This window comes from Kitasatospora sp. NBC_00070, from assembly GCF_045041205.1.
Taxonomy (GTDB): Bacteria; Actinomycetota; Actinomycetes; order Streptomycetales; family Streptomycetaceae; genus Kitasatospora.
This window is the reverse complement of record NZ_CP108247.1, coordinates 6,417,495-6,432,018: the sequence shown is the minus strand read 5'-3', so window position 1 is coordinate 6,432,018 and position 14,524 is coordinate 6,417,495. Positions and strand designations below refer to the sequence as shown.

The 14,524-nt window shown below is 74.0% G+C and carries 15 protein-coding genes; 6 read left to right on the top strand and 9 right to left on the bottom strand.

Going from position 1 to position 14,524, the window contains the following annotated elements; genetic code table 11:
• Positions 1–6 precede the first annotated feature (6 nt).
• Complete coding sequence (locus OHV05_RS29215; protein ID WP_405020338.1) at positions 7–1,464, top strand: serine/threonine-protein kinase; 1,458 nt, start codon at positions 7–9, stop codon at positions 1,462–1,464.
• Positions 1,465–1,471: 7 nt separating this feature from the next.
• Here OHV05_RS29215 and OHV05_RS29210 read toward each other — a convergent pair whose 3' ends face one another.
• The 3 genes from OHV05_RS29210 to OHV05_RS29200 all read right to left on the bottom strand — a co-directional run bounded on the left by OHV05_RS29210 (position 1,472) and on the right by OHV05_RS29200 (position 2,959).
• The gene (locus OHV05_RS29210) at positions 1,472–1,843 is read right to left on the bottom strand and encodes a hypothetical protein (protein ID WP_405020337.1); all 372 of its coding nucleotides are present in this window, start codon (positions 1,841–1,843) and stop codon (positions 1,472–1,474) included.
• Positions 1,844–1,961: 118 nt separating this feature from the next.
• Entirely contained in the window at positions 1,962–2,534 is a 573-nt protein-coding gene (locus OHV05_RS29205) for a TetR/AcrR family transcriptional regulator (RefSeq protein WP_405021571.1), read from the bottom strand.
• A 62-nt stretch (positions 2,535–2,596) separates the two neighbouring features.
• Positions 2,597–2,959: a DUF1304 domain-containing protein gene (locus tag OHV05_RS29200; RefSeq protein ID WP_405020336.1), complete on the bottom strand. Its 363-nt coding sequence runs from the start codon at positions 2,957–2,959 to the stop codon at positions 2,597–2,599.
• Positions 2,960–3,199: 240 nt separating this feature from the next.
• On the opposite strand from OHV05_RS29200, the gene OHV05_RS29195 reads away from it, so the two are divergent.
• Positions 3,200–4,144: a PAC2 family protein gene (locus OHV05_RS29195; RefSeq protein ID WP_403031911.1), complete on the top strand. Its 945-nt coding sequence runs from the start codon at positions 3,200–3,202 to the stop codon at positions 4,142–4,144.
• A gap of 80 nt (positions 4,145–4,224) precedes the next feature.
• Here the strand turns inward: OHV05_RS29195 and mshC are convergent, their stop codons facing one another.
• From mshC to OHV05_RS29175, 4 genes are all read right to left on the bottom strand, one after another.
• On the bottom strand, positions 4,225–5,454 hold the full coding sequence (mshC, locus tag OHV05_RS29190) for a cysteine--1-D-myo-inosityl 2-amino-2-deoxy-alpha-D-glucopyranoside ligase (RefSeq protein ID WP_405020335.1): 1,230 nt from the start codon (positions 5,452–5,454) through the stop codon (positions 4,225–4,227).
• 105 nt (positions 5,455–5,559) lie between these two features.
• Positions 5,560–6,372 (bottom strand): SCO1664 family protein, encoded by an 813-nt coding sequence (locus tag OHV05_RS29185; RefSeq protein ID WP_405020334.1) that lies wholly within the window; start codon positions 6,370–6,372, stop codon positions 5,560–5,562.
• A 29-nt stretch (positions 6,373–6,401) separates the two neighbouring features.
• Positions 6,402–6,971 (bottom strand): DUF3090 domain-containing protein, encoded by a 570-nt coding sequence (locus OHV05_RS29180; protein ID WP_405020333.1) that lies wholly within the window; start codon positions 6,969–6,971, stop codon positions 6,402–6,404.
• 138 nt (positions 6,972–7,109) lie between these two features.
• Positions 7,110–7,805: a histidine phosphatase family protein gene (locus OHV05_RS29175; protein ID WP_405020332.1), complete on the bottom strand. Its 696-nt coding sequence runs from the start codon at positions 7,803–7,805 to the stop codon at positions 7,110–7,112.
• Positions 7,806–7,885: 80 nt separating this feature from the next.
• Here OHV05_RS29175 and OHV05_RS29170 point away from each other — a divergent pair, with 80 nt between their 5' ends.
• Positions 7,886–8,866 (top strand): magnesium and cobalt transport protein CorA, encoded by a 981-nt coding sequence (locus OHV05_RS29170; protein WP_405020331.1) that lies wholly within the window; start codon positions 7,886–7,888, stop codon positions 8,864–8,866.
• 28 nt (positions 8,867–8,894) lie between these two features.
• On the opposite strand, the gene OHV05_RS29165 is transcribed toward OHV05_RS29170, so the two are convergent.
• On the bottom strand, positions 8,895–9,941 hold the full coding sequence (locus OHV05_RS29165; protein WP_403031926.1) for an LLM class F420-dependent oxidoreductase: 1,047 nt from the start codon (positions 9,939–9,941) through the stop codon (positions 8,895–8,897).
• 269 nt (positions 9,942–10,210) lie between these two features.
• On the opposite strand from OHV05_RS29165, the gene OHV05_RS29160 reads away from it, so the two are divergent.
• Together OHV05_RS29160 and OHV05_RS29155 are read left to right on the top strand one after the other, a co-directional pair.
• Positions 10,211–11,191, top strand: coding sequence for an aldo/keto reductase (locus OHV05_RS29160; RefSeq protein WP_403031928.1), 981 nt, complete (start codon positions 10,211–10,213; stop codon positions 11,189–11,191).
• Between the two features lie 10 nt (positions 11,192–11,201).
• On the top strand, positions 11,202–13,220 hold the full coding sequence (locus tag OHV05_RS29155) for an ATP-binding domain-containing protein (RefSeq protein ID WP_405020330.1): 2,019 nt from the start codon (positions 11,202–11,204) through the stop codon (positions 13,218–13,220).
• Positions 13,221–13,303: 83 nt separating this feature from the next.
• Here the strand turns inward: OHV05_RS29155 and OHV05_RS29150 are convergent, their stop codons facing one another.
• Entirely contained in the window at positions 13,304–13,921 is a 618-nt protein-coding gene (locus OHV05_RS29150; protein ID WP_405020329.1) for a hypothetical protein, read from the bottom strand.
• A gap of 320 nt (positions 13,922–14,241) precedes the next feature.
• On the opposite strand from OHV05_RS29150, the gene OHV05_RS29145 reads away from it, so the two are divergent.
• The gene (locus OHV05_RS29145) at positions 14,242–14,451 is read left to right on the top strand and encodes a DUF5703 family protein (RefSeq protein WP_403031937.1); all 210 of its coding nucleotides are present in this window, start codon (positions 14,242–14,244) and stop codon (positions 14,449–14,451) included.
• Positions 14,452–14,524 lie beyond the last annotated feature (73 nt).

Here is a 14,524-nt window from a genome sequence, read left to right as displayed (position 1 = left end):
GTGCCGATGGAGCCGACCGACGTGCCGACCGGCTATCTGGTGGCCGGTTACCGGATCACCGGCCCGATCGGAGCGGGCGCCTGGGGCCGGGTGTACGCGGCGCGCAGCGAGGCCGACGGGAGCCCGGTGGCGGTGAAGTTCCTGCTGCCCGGACGGCTCGCCCCCGGGCAGCGCCGGACCCTGGCGGAACTGACCCGGCGTGAGATCCGTTTCAGCCGCCGGGCCGACCACCCGCAGCTGATCCGGACCCTGGCGGTGGTCACCGTCCGGGATCCGGAGCGGCAGGCGCTGGACGGCGCCGTCGCGCTGGTGATGGAACGCGCAGAGCAGAGCCTGCACCAGCTGCTCCAGGACGCCGAGCCCGGCCGCCCGCTCCCCCGGGCCGGGCCGCTGCTGACCGAACTGTGCACCGGGCTGGCCCACATGCACGCCAAGGGCTGGGTGCACGGCGACCTGAAGCCGGGCAACGTGCTGCTGATGGCCGACGGCAGCGTCCGGTTGGCGGACTTCGGGCTGACCACCGAACTGGAGGGCACCCACGCCTACATCCCGCCGCTCGGCTCGCTGGACCACGTGCCACCGGAGTGGTGGTCGCAGCGCTCGGGGCCCCGGGGCGTGCAACTCCGGCCGGGGGCCGACGTCTGGGCCTTCGGGGTGCTGGCCCACCAGGTGCTCAGCGGTGGCCTGCACCCCTTCCTCGGCGCGACCGCACGGGCTCGGGGGCTGGCCGCGCAGGCGTACGCGCGCGGCGTTACGCCCTTGCGGCTGGACGAACGGCTGCCGCCCGGGTGGCGGGCGTTGATCGCCGACTGCCTGGCGGTGGACCAGGCGGTACGGCCTGACGCGGGCCGACTGACGGCCAGACTGCGAGCTCTGCACACGCCACCCCCTCGACGAAGGCGCCGGATCGCCCGGCTGATCCTGCTGGCACTGCTGGCCGCGGCCCCGGCGGGCTGGGCCGGCCTGCCCGGGCGGACGCCGCTGCCACCACCTCCCCCGGTGGCCGGTGCCCTGCCGGCCGACGCCGACGTGCCCGCCGCCCTGCGCGAGCCGATCCTCCGGGCCGCCCGGGCCTGCCCCGAACCGGAGATCAGCCCGGCCCTGATCGCCGCCATGCTCAAGGCGGAGAGCGGCTTCGACCCCACCGCCGCCCGCCCGGCGACCGAGGAGTACGGCATCGCGATGTGGACGCCCTCGGTCTTCAAGGCCTGGGCGCAGGACGGCGACGGGGACGGCCGGAAGGACTACATGTCGGCCCCGGACGCCATCGTCACCATGGGCAACTACGTCTGCTGGCTGGACCAGCAGCTCAAGCGCCGGGGCACCGGCGGCGACCTGCGGGCACTGGTCGCCGCCGGCTACCGGACCAGCGACAAGACGGTGGCCGACGCCGGGGGTGTCCCCGAGCGCGTCCGACCCCATGTCGACCTGGTGCTGCGCTACCTGGCGCAGTACGGCGGATGACGGGGCGTCAGCAGGTGGGCAGCCCCGGCACGGGCTCGTCGTTGCCGCCGCCGGAGAGGTAGATGACGTTGACCCAGACGCCCTTGTTACCGCTGTCGTCGTCGGTCTTGGCGTACCACTTGTTGTAGTACGGACCGTCGGACATGGTGGTGCCGACCGCCTGGCAGTAGAAGTAGTTGGTGCCGGCATTCAGCGTGCCGGCCCGGACGTTGTGCTCCCAGAAGGTCGGGGCGGTCTTCCAGACGTGGCAGTTGTACTTGCCGCCGCCGATCCCGTAGCAACCGCTCGCCGCATCCGCGCTGGCGGCGGTGGCCCCGAGGGAGGCGACACCGAGCGCGATCGCGGCACCGGCCATGGCCAGCCTGCGTACACCGAACATGAGGGCTCTCCTAACTGGTCCAACTGGTCCCGGCGCGGGCTCTCCCGCGCCGAGACTCAGCGAACCACCGGGCGGAACCGCTCGGTACCTGACATCTGTCAGGGTCTCCCGGTCCTGGTCAGGCCGGGTCGAGCGGGGTCCGGTGCAGCGCGATCAGCAGCCGCCAGCTCCGGGCGGCCAGCTCCTCCGGCGTCCCGGTGATCCCGCCGTGCAGCCAGTCCGCGAGCAGCCCGGTGAAGGTGGCGGCCACCGCCGTGGCGACCAGGGCGGCGTGCGGCGCACCGGCCAGTTCGCGCTCCCGTCGGCTGTACTCGCGCAGTTCACGGTGCATCAGCTCGCCCAGCGGCCCCCCGCCCTCGGAGGTCAGCAGCGCCCGGTAGAGCGCCGCGTGCCGGCCGAGCACGGCGAGGAACCCGGCCAGCGCGGGCGGCGGCACGGCCGGGTCGGGCACCCCGCGCCAGGCGTGCAGCGCCGCCACCCCGTCCCGGACCACCTCCGCGCAGGCGTCCACCGCGAGCGCCTGCAGGTCGGGGTAGTGCACGTAGAAGGTGGCCCGGCCGACCTCGGCCCGCCGGGTCAGCGCCGCGACCCCGAGCTCGGCCAGCGGCCGCTCGGCGCACTCGGCCAGCAGGGCGGCGCGCAGCCGCGCCCTGGTGCGCTCGGCGCGCGGGTCGGCGCCGGTCCCACCCACACCCGTCCCGCCCGCGCCGGTCCCGCCCACGCCACCGGCCCCACCCGCGTCGGCCCCGCCGGTCACCCGGCCACCAGCACCGCGGCCAGCGCGAGCGCCCCGGGCAGTGCCTGGGCGAACAGGATCCGCCGGTTGGCGGTGGCGGCCCCGTACAGCCCGGCGACCACCACGCAGCTCAGGAAGAACACCTGCACCCGGTGGCCGGTCGGGTCACCCGCGATCAGGCCCCAGACCAGGCCGGCCGCCAGGAACCCGTTGTAGAGGCCCTGGTTGGCCGCCAGCGGCGCGGTCAGCCTGGCCGTCGCGGCGTCGAAGCCGGAGAGCTTGCGCCCCGGCGCACCCTCCCAGAGGAACATCTCCAGCACCAGGATCCAGGCGTGCAACGCGGCCACCAGGCCGACCAGGACGTTCGCGACGATCTGCATGGGTCTCGCTCCTTCGCACCGGCCCGCACGGGCCCTCGACTCTTCCTGGACAACTGTCCATCATTGATGGACACCTGTCCAGTAGGCTGCGACAATCGACTGTGTTTCGGTCACCCCGCCGGGATAGGCTCGACGCTTCCCGACCCTCCCCGGCCGAGGCATCAAAGCTCGTAGGCTGGGCAGGTAGGGACCATGGAACGGACCGTTCCATGCGGAGTCAGGTCCGGAGGGAGACGCTGGGTGATCGAGCTGGAAGATGTTCCCGAGTTGATCGACCCGGTGATGGTCTGCGCGTTCGAGGGCTGGAACGACGCGGGAGACGCCGCCTCGGCGGCCGTGGGACATCTGGACGAGACCTGGGGCGGCAAGGTGTTCGCCGCCCTCGACGCCGAGGACTACTACGACTTCCAGGTCAACCGGCCCACGGTCTGGCTGGACGGAGGGGTGCGCCGGATCACCTGGCCGACCACCCGACTGTCGGTGGTCCGGGTGACCGAGCCGAAGCCGCGCGACCTGGTGCTGGTCCGGGGCATCGAGCCGAGCATGCGCTGGCGCTCGTACTGCAACGAACTACTCGGTTTCGCGCACGAGTTGGGCGTCGAGTTGGTGGTCATCCTGGGCGCCCTGCTGGGTGACGCCCCGCACAGCAGGCCGGTGCCGGTCAGCGGGGTCACCTCGGACGCCGACCTGGCCAGGACGCTCGACCTGGAGGAGAGCCGGTACGAGGGCCCCACCGGGATCGTCGGGGTGCTCCAGGAGGCGTGCGCGCACGCCGGGGTGCCGGCCGTCACGCTCTGGGCGGCCGTGCCGCACTACGTGGCCCAGCCACCGAACCCGAAGGCCTCGCTGGCGCTGATCAACAAACTGGAGGACCTGCTCGACCTGCGCATCCCGCCGGGCGAGCTGACCGAGGACGCCCGGGCCTGGCAGATCGGGGTCGACCAGCTGGCCGCCGAGGACAGCGAGGTCGCCGAGTACGTCCAGCAGCTGGAGGAGGCCCAGGACACCGCCGAGCTGCCGGAGGCCTCCGGCGACGCGATCGCCCGCGAGTTCGAGCGCTACCTGCGCCGCCGGGACAACCTGGGGCCGACCGGTGAGAAGCCGGTCTCCGGCCACGCCACCGCCGAGCGCCCCGCCGACCCGGAGCCGCGGACGGACAACCCGCCGGACGAGCCGGAGAGCTAGCCACCGGGCACGACGGTGACCCGGAACGGGTGAGGGGGCATCAGCGGTCGCTGATGCCCCCTCACCCGTTCGGTGCCTGTCTACAGTGCGACACCCAGCAGGGCGTCGACCGTGCGCGAGACCAGGCCGGGCGCACCGAGCTCGGTGCCGCCCTCGGTGGCCTGCCGCTCGGCCCAACGGTCCACCGCGGCGAGCGCGGCGGGGGCGTCCAGGTCGTTCGCCAGCGCCGCCCGGACCTCGGTCAGCAGGGTGTCCGCCGACGGGCCGTCGGGCCGCGAGACGGCCGCGCGCCAGCGGTCCAGCCGCTCCAGCGCGAGCGCCAGGTCGTCCTTGGTCCACTCCCAGTCGCTGCGGTAGTGGTGCGCGAGCAGGGCGAGCCGGATCGCGGCCGGGTCCACGCCGTCCCGGCGCAGCGCCGAGACGAAGACCAGGTTGCCGCGCGACTTGGACATCTTCTGCCCGTCCAGCGCGACCATCCCGGCGTGCACGTAGGCCCGGGCGTAGGGGTGGCCGCCGACGGCCACCTGGGCGTGCGCGGCGCCCATCTCGTGGTGCGGGAAGGACAGGTCGCTGCCGCCGCCCTGGATGTCGAACGACATCCCCAGGTACTCCAGCGCGATCGCCACGCACTCGATGTGCCAGCCGGGCCGGCCGTGGCCGAGTTCGGTGTCCCAGGCGGGCTCGTTCGGCCGGGCGGCCAGCCAGAGCAGGGCGTCCAGCGGGTGCTTCTTGCCGGGCCGGTCCGGGTCGCCGCCGCGCTCGCCGAAGACCGGCAGCATCTCCTCCCGGGTCAGCCCGGAGACCTCGCCGAAGTGCGGGTCGGACTCGACCGAGAAGTAGATGTCGCCGTCCAGCTCGTAGGCGGCACCGGTGGCCAGCAGCTTCTTCACCAGCGGGACGATCCACGGGATCGACTCGACGGCACCGATGTAGTGCGCCGGGGGGAGCATCCGCAGCGCGGTCATGTCCTCCCGGAACAGCGCGGTCTCGCGCTCGGCCAGCACCGTCCAGTCCTGGCCGGTGGCGACCGCGCGCTCGAGCAGCGGGTCGTCCACGTCGGTCACGTTCTGGACGTACAGGACGTCGTGACCGGCGTCCTTCCAGACCCGCTGCACCAGGTCGAAGGTGTTGTAGGTGGCGGCGTGACCCAGGTGGGTGGCGTCGTAGGGGGTGATCCCGCAGACGTACAGGCGGGCGGTCGGGCCCTGCGGGACGACCTCCCGGACGCTGCCCGTGGCGGTGTCGTGGATTCGGAGGGGAAGCCCCTGACCAGGCAGGGCGGGTACCTCGGAGGCGGGCCAGGAATGCATGGCTCCGACTCTAACCTTGCGATCATTTGAAAGGCTAACCAGTAGCCGAGATCGGCTGGAATGAGTTTCCGACCACTCCTGATCGCCTCGGCCGAGTGGCGGCACTCAGACGGGCGGCCAGGGAATCGACGGCCAGTCAGGGGCGGGCAGCGGGTGCCTGCCGGTGTCCCGGAGCTCGGCGACCCGGGCCCGGACGGCCGCCAGCTCGGTGGAGGTGAGATGGGGGCGCAGGCTCTCCCCCAGCGCGCCCCCGAGGTTCTCGGCCAGCGCGGCAAGCACCTCCGGAGTCTCCGGCGGCAGCGGTTCACCGGCCCAACCCCAGAGCAGCGTACGGAGTTTGGCGGGCTCCGCGAAGGTCACGCCGTGGTCGATGCCGTACAGCCGGCCGTCCGCGGCGGCGATCCAGTGGCCGCCCTTGCGGTCCGAGTTGTTCAGCACCGCGTCGAGTACCGCCAGTCGGCGCAGCCGCGGGTCGTCCCGGTGCACCAGCAGCGCGGTACGGCCGCCACCGACGTCGGCCAGGACGATCGGCAGCCAGCCCGGCTCGGGGCCGGCCGGGTCCTGCAGGTCGATCAGGTCCTCGGCGGCCTCGTCCGGCTCCACCCAGAGCTGCACCATGCCGGGGCCGTGCGGGCCGTCCCGCAGCACGGTGGGCGGGATCAGCGCCCAGCCGGTGGCGGCCGAGACCAGGTACGCCGCGACCTCGCGCCCGGCCAGCGTGCCGTCGGGGTAGTCCCAGAGCGGGCGCTCCCCGGCCACCGGCTTGTAGACGCACGGCGCCGTCCGGCCGTCCAGCGTGACGGTGCAGTAGAGCACCCCGTTGGAGGCCGTGGTGATCCGGCCGTGCACGGCGAGCTCGCCGGTGCGCAGCAGGGCCAGCGCGGTCGCCGGATCGGCGGCCAGCGCGGCGCTCGCCACCGGGTCCGCGACCGGGACGGTCTCCGCGTTCAGCGTCGGTACCCGTTCGCGCGGGGGCAGAGGTGGCCCTCGGGGTCGAGCGGCAGGTTGCAGAACGGGCAGGGCTTGCGGCCGGCCGCGACCAGGTCGAGGGCCCGCTTGGCGAAGACCCGGGCCATCGCACCGCTGAGCCTGACCCGGAGCAGGTCGGGCCCGTTCTCCTCGTCCTCGAAGGCGGCGGTGGAATCCTCGCCCTCCTCCTCGGCCTCGGTCACCGCCTGTGCCTCGACCACCAGCCGCTCGTCGGTGCCGTCCCAGGCCAGCGCCATCGTGCCGACCCGGAACTCCTCCTCCAGCGGGAGGTCCAGCGGCGCGGTGTCGATCAGCTCGGCCGGGGCGGCGGCGGGGATGTCCGCCTCGCCGTCGCTGCGCCGCAGCGCCTCGTCCAGCACCTGTTCGACCCGCTCGGCGAGGGCCGCCACCTGGGCCTTCTCCAGCAGCACCGAGGTGATCCGGCCGCGTGCGCTGGCCTGCAGGTAGAACGCCCGGGCACCGGGCTGGCCGACGGTGCCGGCGACGAACCGCTCGGGCTGGTCATAGAAGTGGACCTGACGGGGCACTCTCTCGCTCCGGGTTCTGGTCGATCGTCGTCTCACCGGCCACCCTACGGCCTGTGCGGCCCAGTTGGGGCGTCGGTCCTGCTGCTCGGACGGCCGGGACCGGCTGCGGGAACCCCGCCCCGGACCGGCCGTCCCGGATCACCGGGTGCCGGTGTCGCCGCCGACCACCGCGTCGCCCTCGGCCGCCGCCGGGGACGGGCGGGGCGCCAGCGAGGCCAGGCTGCCGGTGTCGCCGACCCGCAGCACGAACGGCCGGTGCAGGGTGTAGCGGATCGCGGTGACCGAGCAGGGCTCGACCGAGATCCGCTGGAAGTGGTCCAGGTGCAGGCCGAGCGCGTCGGCCACCACCGCCTTGATCACGTCGCCGTGCGAGCAGGCCACCCAGACCGCGTCGGGACCGTGCTCGACCGCGATCTTCTCGTTCCACTCCCGGACGGCGGTGACCGTCCGGTGGCTCAGCTCCCGCAGCGACTCGCCGCCGGGGAAGGCGGCGGCCGCCGCGTGGTCCTGCACGGTCCGCCAGAGCGGCTCCGTGGCCAGCTCGGCCAGCGGCCTGCCGGTCCACTCCCCGTAGTGGCACTCGCCGAGCCGCTCGTCGCGCGCGGCCGGGCCGAGCTCGGGGCGGGCCGCCAGCAGCGGCGCCAGCGTCTCGGCGCAGCGCTCCAGCGGGCTGCTCACCGCCTGCACCAGCGGAATGCCCGCCAGCCGTTCGGCCAGCCCGGCCGCCTGGGCCCGGCCGGTGTCGTCGAGGTGGACGTCCGGTGTCCAACCGGCGAGCACCCCCGCCGTGTTGGCGGTGGAACGGCCGTGGCGGACGAGCAGCAAGGTCGGCATGAGGTCAGCGTACGACCTCCGCCCGGCGCGGCCGCTGGGTATGGTGCCCTTTCAGGTCACCGGGCAGCAGAATGGATCCCATGATCGTCGACAGCGCCATCTACCGTGGCGGCCATCGCAGCGAGGGCCCCGAGGACTACTCGGACGCGCTCGCGGTGGCCCGGCGGGAGGGCGACGCCTTCGTCTGGGTCGGCGTGCTCGAACCGACCGCCGACGAGCTCGACCTGGTCAGCGAGGAGTTCGGGCTGCACCCGCTGGCGATCGAGGACGCCGTGACGGCGCATCAGCGCCCCAAGGTCGATCGCTACCCCGACTCGCTGTTCGTCGTGCTCAAGACCCTCGCCTACCGCTCCGACGGGCACTCGGTCAGCACCGGCGAGCTGATGCTCTTCCTCGGCGACAGCTACGCGATGACGATCCGGCACGGCAGCGAGAGCCCGCTGGCCGGGGTGCGGGCCGCGATGGAGGAGCAGCCGGAGCTGCTCGCCCAGGGCCCCGCCGCGGTGCTCTACGCGGTCGCCGACCTGGTGGTGGACCAGTACCTGGAGGTGGCCGCCGCGCTGCAGACCGACCTGGACGACCTGGAGGCGGAGGTGTTCGCCCCCGGCGGCCCGGCCCGCGGGCTGGCCGAGCGGATCTACGCCTTCAAGCGGCAGGTGACGGCGGTCCGCAAGTGCACCGGGCCGCTCCAGGAGCCGCTGTTCCGGCTGGCCTCCGGCACCGTCCCGACCCTGCCGGAGAAGCTCGTCCCCTACCTGCGGGACGTGGCCGACCACCTGGCCCGGGTGAACGAGCAGGTGGACGCGCTGGACCGGCTGCTCTCGGACATCCTGAACGCCAACCTCGCCCAGGTGAGCGTGCAGCAGAACAACGACATGCGGAAGATCTCGGCCTGGGCGGCGCTGGCCGCCGTGCCGACGATGATCGCGGGCGTGTACGGGATGAACTTCGAGCACATGTGGGAGCTCCGCCAGCCCTGGGGCTACCCGGCGGCGGTCGGCCTGATGGCGACGCTCTGCCTGGTCCTGCACCGGGTCTTCAAGCGCAGCGGCTGGCTCTGAACCGGCCGGCCGCCGCGCCTGCCGTCGGTCAGGCGAGTCCCGCCCGCTCCAGGGCTGCGACGCCGGTGCGCAGTGCGGTGATCCGCTCGTCCAGGGTGAACCCGGCCGGGGCGAGGGTCAGGGTGGTGACGCCCGCGTCGGCGTACGCCTGCATCCGGTCGGCGATCCGCTCGGTGGTGCCGAGCAGTGCGGTGGAGTCGATCAGGTCGTGCGGGACGGCGGCGGCGGCGCCCGCGTAGTCCCTGGCCAGGTACTTCTCCTGGATCTCGTCGGCGGCCTGCTCGTATCCCATCCGGCGGGCCAGCTGGTTGTAGAAGTTCTTCTCCTTGCTGCCCATCCCGCCGATGTAGAGCGCGGCGTACGACCGCTGGGTGTCGGCGGCGGCCTTGACGTCGTCGCCGACCGAGATGGTGACGGTCGGGCAGAGGTCGAAGCCGTCCAGGGTCTGCCCGGCCTTGGCCCGGCCGGCCCGGAGCGGGTCGATGGAGAGCGCGGCGTGCTCGGGCGCGAAGAAGATGCCGAGCCAGCCGTCGGCGATCTCGCCGGTCTGCTCCAGGTTCTTCGGGCCGATCGCGGCGATGTAGAGCGGGATGTGCTCGCGGACCGGATGCACCGTCAGCTTGATCGGCTTGCCCGGGCCGCCGGGCAGCGGCAGGGTCCAGTGCTCGCCCTCGTGCACCAGCCGCTCGCGGGACATCGCCTTGCGGATGATCTCCACGTACTCGCGGGTGCGGGCCAGCGGCTTGTCGAACTTGACGCCGTACCAGCCCTCGGAGACCTGCGGCCCGGAGACGCCCAGGCCGAGCCGGAACCGGCCGCCGGAGAGGGTGTCCAGGGTGGCGGCGGTCATCGCGGTCATCGCCGGGGTGCGGGCCGGGATCTGGAAGATGGCCGAACCGACGTCGATCCGCTCGGTCTTGGCGGCGACGTACGCGAGCACGGTGGCGGCGTCGGAGCCGTACGCCTCGGCGGCCCAGCAGACCGAGTAGCCGAGCCGGTCCGCCTCCTGCGCGACGGCGACGTTGTCGGCGTCCATGCCGAGTCCCCAGTAGCCGAGGTTGATGCCGAGTCGCATGTGGAAGCCTTCCGGATCGTGGTCACCGTGGGGGTGATCCCCGCACGGAGGTCGTCGCACGCGTGGTCACCGCTCGTTCGGGAGCGTATCGGTGGCCGCGCGGCCATGCTACCGGCCGGTAGGTGTGGGCCGCGTCACACCACCGGGGCACCCCTGCGGACCGCTCTGCGGGTCGGCGTGGCGCTCCGGGCCCGGGCCGCTACGCTCTGCCGACAGGGGGAGGGACCTCCCTCACCTGCGTGTCTGCCGGCCGACGGAGGTTCTGCCCGATGGAGAAGCGTCACCTGGGACGGACCGGGCTCCGGGTCTCCAGACTCGGCCTCGGCACCATGACCTGGGGGCGGGACACCGACGAGCACGACGCCGCCGAACAGCTCAAGACCTTCGTCGACGCGGGCGGCACCCTGCTGGACACCGCCGACGTCTACGCCGACGGCGGCGCGGAGTACCTGATCTCCCGCCTGACGGACAGTCTGATCCCGCGCTCCGAACTGGTCATCGCCACCAAGGCGGGCAGCGTCCCGGACTCCGACCGCCGGTTCGACACCTCGCGCGGCAGTCTGCTCTCGGCCCTGGACGGTTCGCTGCGCCGGCTCGGCACCGACTACGTGGACCTCTGGCAGGTGCACGCCTTCGACCCGGCCACCCCGGACGAGGAGACCCTGTACGCGCTCGACCTGGCGGTGGCCAGTGGCAAGGCGCGGTACGTCGGCGTCTCCAACTACTCGGGCTGGCAGCTCGCCAAGGCCGCCGCCTGGCAGCGCGCGCACCCCGGCCGGGTGCCGCTGGCCGGCACCCAGATGGAGTACTCGCTGCTCCAGCGCGGCATCGAGCGCGAGGTGGTGCCGGCCGCGCTGGACGCCGGGGTCGGCCTGATCGCCTCCTCGCCGCTCGGCCGGGGTGTGCTCACCGGCAAGTACCGGCACGCCGTACCGCCCGAGTCGCGCGGCGCCTCGCCGTACCTCTCCGGCTTCGTGCAGCCCTACCTCGGCGACCGGTCCCGGCGGATCGTGGACGCGCTCGCCACCGCCGCCGACGGGCTGGCCAGCAGCCCGCTCGCGGTCGCGCTGTCCTGGGTCCGGGACCGGCCCGGGGTGGCGAGCGCGCTGATCGGGGCCCGGACGGCGGGTCAGCTGCGGTCGGCGCTGTCGGTGGAGGCGCTTACGCTTCCGGATGAGATCCGCGGTGCGCTGGACGACGTCTCGGCCCCGGTGCACCGCTACCCGGACCAAGGCTGGACGGAGCTGTAGGAGCGAAGTGATGGGCGACGTGGAGGAAGTACAGAACGTGGCCGAGGGCGCTCCGGAGGTCGTGACTCCGGCTCAGGACGCGACCGCCCCGGCCGATCAGCCGGTCCAACCGCCGGACGCGGTGGCCGCGTTGGCCGAGGCGATCCGCACCGTCGGCACCGCCGCGCCCAGCGCGGAGGCCCTGGACGCGCAGCGCGAGCAGGCGCTGCGCGACACCGCCGGGGTGCTCACCGCCGGTGGTGCGCCCGCCGAGTTCGCCACCGCCGCGGTGGCCCTGCTCGGTGACGGTGCGGCCGCCGCGCTCCGCGAGGACCCGTGGGCCGTGCTCGCCCTGCCCGGCGTCCGGCCCGACCAGGCGGACGGCTTCGCCCGCGGCCTGCTCGGCGCCGAGGCCGGCCCCGGCGACCCGCGACGGGCGCAGGCACTGGTGCCGTGGCTGCTGGAGCAGGCCGCGCTGCGCGGGCACTCCGCCCAGGAGATCGGCGAGGTCGCGACCGGGCTGGAGAAGCTCGGGCTGCCGGACGCGGCCGCCGCGCTCCAGGAGGTCGTGGTGGACGGCCGGGTGATGGCCTTTCAGGAGGAGCTCCCCGGCCACCGCCCCGCGGAGGACGACGAGGACGAGCCCCCGATGCGGACGCTGCTCGCGCTCGAACGCCTGGCGCTGGCGGAGGAGAGCCTCGCGGACGGCCTGGTCCGGGTGATGTCCACCTTCGTGCCCGGCACGGACGAGGAGACCTCCGAGCAGGACGACGCCGAGGAGAGCTCCGAGCAGGATGACGCCGCCGAGGACGGGAGCGAGGGCGGCACCGACCCGGTCGACCACCCGCCGGTCCAGCCAGGACCGGCCGCCTGGGAGGCGGCCGCCGCCGCCACGCCGTCCTCCTCCGCCACCGCGCTGATCCGGGCGGTGGCCGAGAGCGCCGTGGTGCTGCACACCGGCGGCGAGGCCGCCCGGGCGGAGCCCGCCGCGCTGCTCACCGCCGCCCGCGCCCTCGGGCTCCGCGCCTGGGCCGCGACCTGGACGGCCGAGGGCCGGGACGGCCTCCGGGCCGCCGCCGACGCGTCCGAAGTCGCCGTCCTGGCCGACCTGCTGGCCGGTGCCACCGCTCCGGCGGGCCCGGGCCGGGCCCCCGACGGCACGCTGGCACTCGACCTGCTGATCGTGCTGGACGCCCCGCTGCTCGACGTCGAGCTCGCCGCCACCCTGCTGGAGTCGCTGGCCGACGGCACCCGCCTGGTGCTCAGCGGCGACCCGGGGCAACTCTGGTCGGCCGGCGCCGGCCGGTTCTTCGCCGACCTGCTGGCCGCCAAGGTCTGCCCCGCCGTCGCCTCCCGGACGCCCGACTTCGGCCCGATCGGCGAGCTGGTCTCCGGCATCGGCGTCGGCGAGCTGCAGCCGGTCGAGTCGCCGGACAAGGAGGTGGTGATCCTCACCGCCAAGGACGGCGCCGAGGCGGTGCACCGCGCGGTGCAGCTGCTCACCGACTCCATCCCGCGCGCGCTCGGCATCCCGTCCGAGCAGGTGGTGCTGCTGACCCCCGGTCACGGCGGCGGCGCGGGCACCCGGGCGCTGAACGCGGCGGCCAAGGCCAGGCTGAACCCCGGCCCCGGCCGGTTCGGCGGCTTCGACCCGGGCGACCGGGTGGTGCACTCCCCCGCCCCCGGGGTGACCCGGCTCGGCCGGGTGCTGGACGGCGACGCCGCCGGGCTGCACCTGGAGCTGACCGACGGCTCCCGGCTCACCCTGTCCCCCGCCCAGGCCGCCGGCCTGCGGCACGGCTGGGCGCTGACCGGCCACCAGGCGGTCGGCCGACGCTGGCCCGGTGTGGTCGCCGTGCTGCCGGAGGACGCGGCGGCCGGGCTGACCAGGCAGTGGGTCTACACCGCCTTCGGCCGGGCCGAGCGCCACCTGTCCGTGGTGCACGCGGCGGGCCAGGCCCTGCCGCAGGCGGTCGCCGAGCGCACCGCGCAGCCGCGCACCACCCGGCTCCGGGCCATCCTCGCGGAGCAGGCCGAGCAGGCGTACTGAGCCGACGTACTGAGCCGGCCGCGCGCAAGCGAGCGGGGGCGGAGCCACTGTGGCCCCGCCCCCGCTCGCGTCGCGCCGGTCGGCTACTCCTCGTCGAGCCCGTCCAGGTCGTCGTCGTAGACCTCGCTGACGTCGAACCGGCAGATCAACAGCTGCGGGTCGGCCCCGTCGAACGGCTCCGCCAGCCACTCGCCCGGGTCGGCCGGCTCGGTGGCCGCCACCCAGAGCGTCGAGTCGCCCTCCTCCAGGCCGAACTCCTCGCAGCGGGCCGCGATCTCGTCCGGCTCGTACTCCCCGAACAGCACGCCGATCGCGGCGTTCACCGCGCCGCCCGCCGGGTCGCCGCCCGGGGTCAGCGTGTCGTCCACCCGCTCGGCCTGCTCGCGCAGCCGCTTCGGGTCGGTCACCAGATAGTCGCGGCGGATCAGCACGCTGATCGCCTCCGGCTGGTCCGGACCCGCGTACCCACCCGCGCCCTCGTCGCCGGGCACCTCGAACGGGGTGACCTCGTCGTAGACCTCGTACAGGATCTGGTCGTAGGCGATGGCCGCCGCAGCGAGCTCCTCGTAGGCGCCGGCCACGGCGGGATCATCCGCGGTGGTCGGGCCGGAGACCGCTGCCAGGTGGCGGTCGATGGCGGACTTGACCGCCTCGGCGGCGGCCCGTACGTCGATGATGGAGTGCTGCGCGGCATCAGACATGGTGCTGACGCTATCTCCCCCCGGGCACAACATGCACAGGGGTTGTCGTCTACTTCCGGGAATTCACCGCAACTTCCGCCTGGATGTCCGGTCCGGACGGATCTGTACCGGGCCCGGACCGGTGCATCCGCGCCCCCGACCGGGCGCGTCGCGGCCACCGAGCCGGGGTATCTCGTCAGTGGTACGAAAACTGATTGACTGTCAGCCGCGCCCACCTCAGGCTCGGCAGACGCGGCAAGCGGGCCCGACGGTCCCGGCAAGCCCTGGTTGTCGCAGGCAGGTCGTACCCTTGCCTGCAAGCGTCCCGCAGGAGGAAAGTCTTGACCCCACCGAAGCTGGTTCGGCAGCCGGAGTACGAGTACCAGTCGCTGAGCATCCCGCGCGGCACCAGCCGCAACGCGGCCCGGCAGCTGCTCACCGAGCACGCCGAGTACGGGCACTGGGAGTTGGACAGGCTGAAACTCTTCCCGGACGGCCGTCGGACGGTCCGCCTGCGCCGCCGGATCATCCGGCAGGTCCGCAGCTGGTGAGCTGAGGGGGCGGGCCCGGCGGGCCCACCCCCTCCTCACGGTCGCGTGCTCAGGCCGCTCCGGGTGCTTCGAC

What these genes read in the sequence shown, in the direction of transcription:
- OHV05_RS29215 (WP_405020338.1), top strand. Translation starts at nt 7, where the DNA reads ATGGAGCCGACCGACGTGCCGACCGGCTATCTGGTGGCCGGTTACCGG.
- OHV05_RS29210 (WP_405020337.1), bottom strand. Translation starts at nt 1,843, where the DNA reads ATGTTCGGTGTACGCAGGCTGGCCATGGCCGGTGCCGCGATCGCGCTC.
- OHV05_RS29200 (WP_405020336.1), bottom strand. Translation starts at nt 2,959, where the DNA reads ATGCAGATCGTCGCGAACGTCCTGGTCGGCCTGGTGGCCGCGTTGCAC.
- mshC (WP_405020335.1), bottom strand. Translation starts at nt 5,454, where the DNA reads ATGCATTCCTGGCCCGCCTCCGAGGTACCCGCCCTGCCTGGTCAGGGG.
- OHV05_RS29175 (WP_405020332.1), bottom strand. Translation starts at nt 7,805, where the DNA reads ATGCCGACCTTGCTGCTCGTCCGCCACGGCCGTTCCACCGCCAACACG.
- OHV05_RS29170 (WP_405020331.1), top strand. Translation starts at nt 7,886, where the DNA reads ATGATCGTCGACAGCGCCATCTACCGTGGCGGCCATCGCAGCGAGGGC.
- OHV05_RS29165 (WP_403031926.1), bottom strand. Translation starts at nt 9,941, where the DNA reads ATGCGACTCGGCATCAACCTCGGCTACTGGGGACTCGGCATGGACGCC.
- OHV05_RS29160 (WP_403031928.1), top strand. Translation starts at nt 10,211, where the DNA reads ATGGAGAAGCGTCACCTGGGACGGACCGGGCTCCGGGTCTCCAGACTC.
- OHV05_RS29155 (WP_405020330.1), top strand. Translation starts at nt 11,202, where the DNA reads ATGGGCGACGTGGAGGAAGTACAGAACGTGGCCGAGGGCGCTCCGGAG.
- OHV05_RS29150 (WP_405020329.1), bottom strand. Translation starts at nt 13,921, where the DNA reads ATGTCTGATGCCGCGCAGCACTCCATCATCGACGTACGGGCCGCCGCC.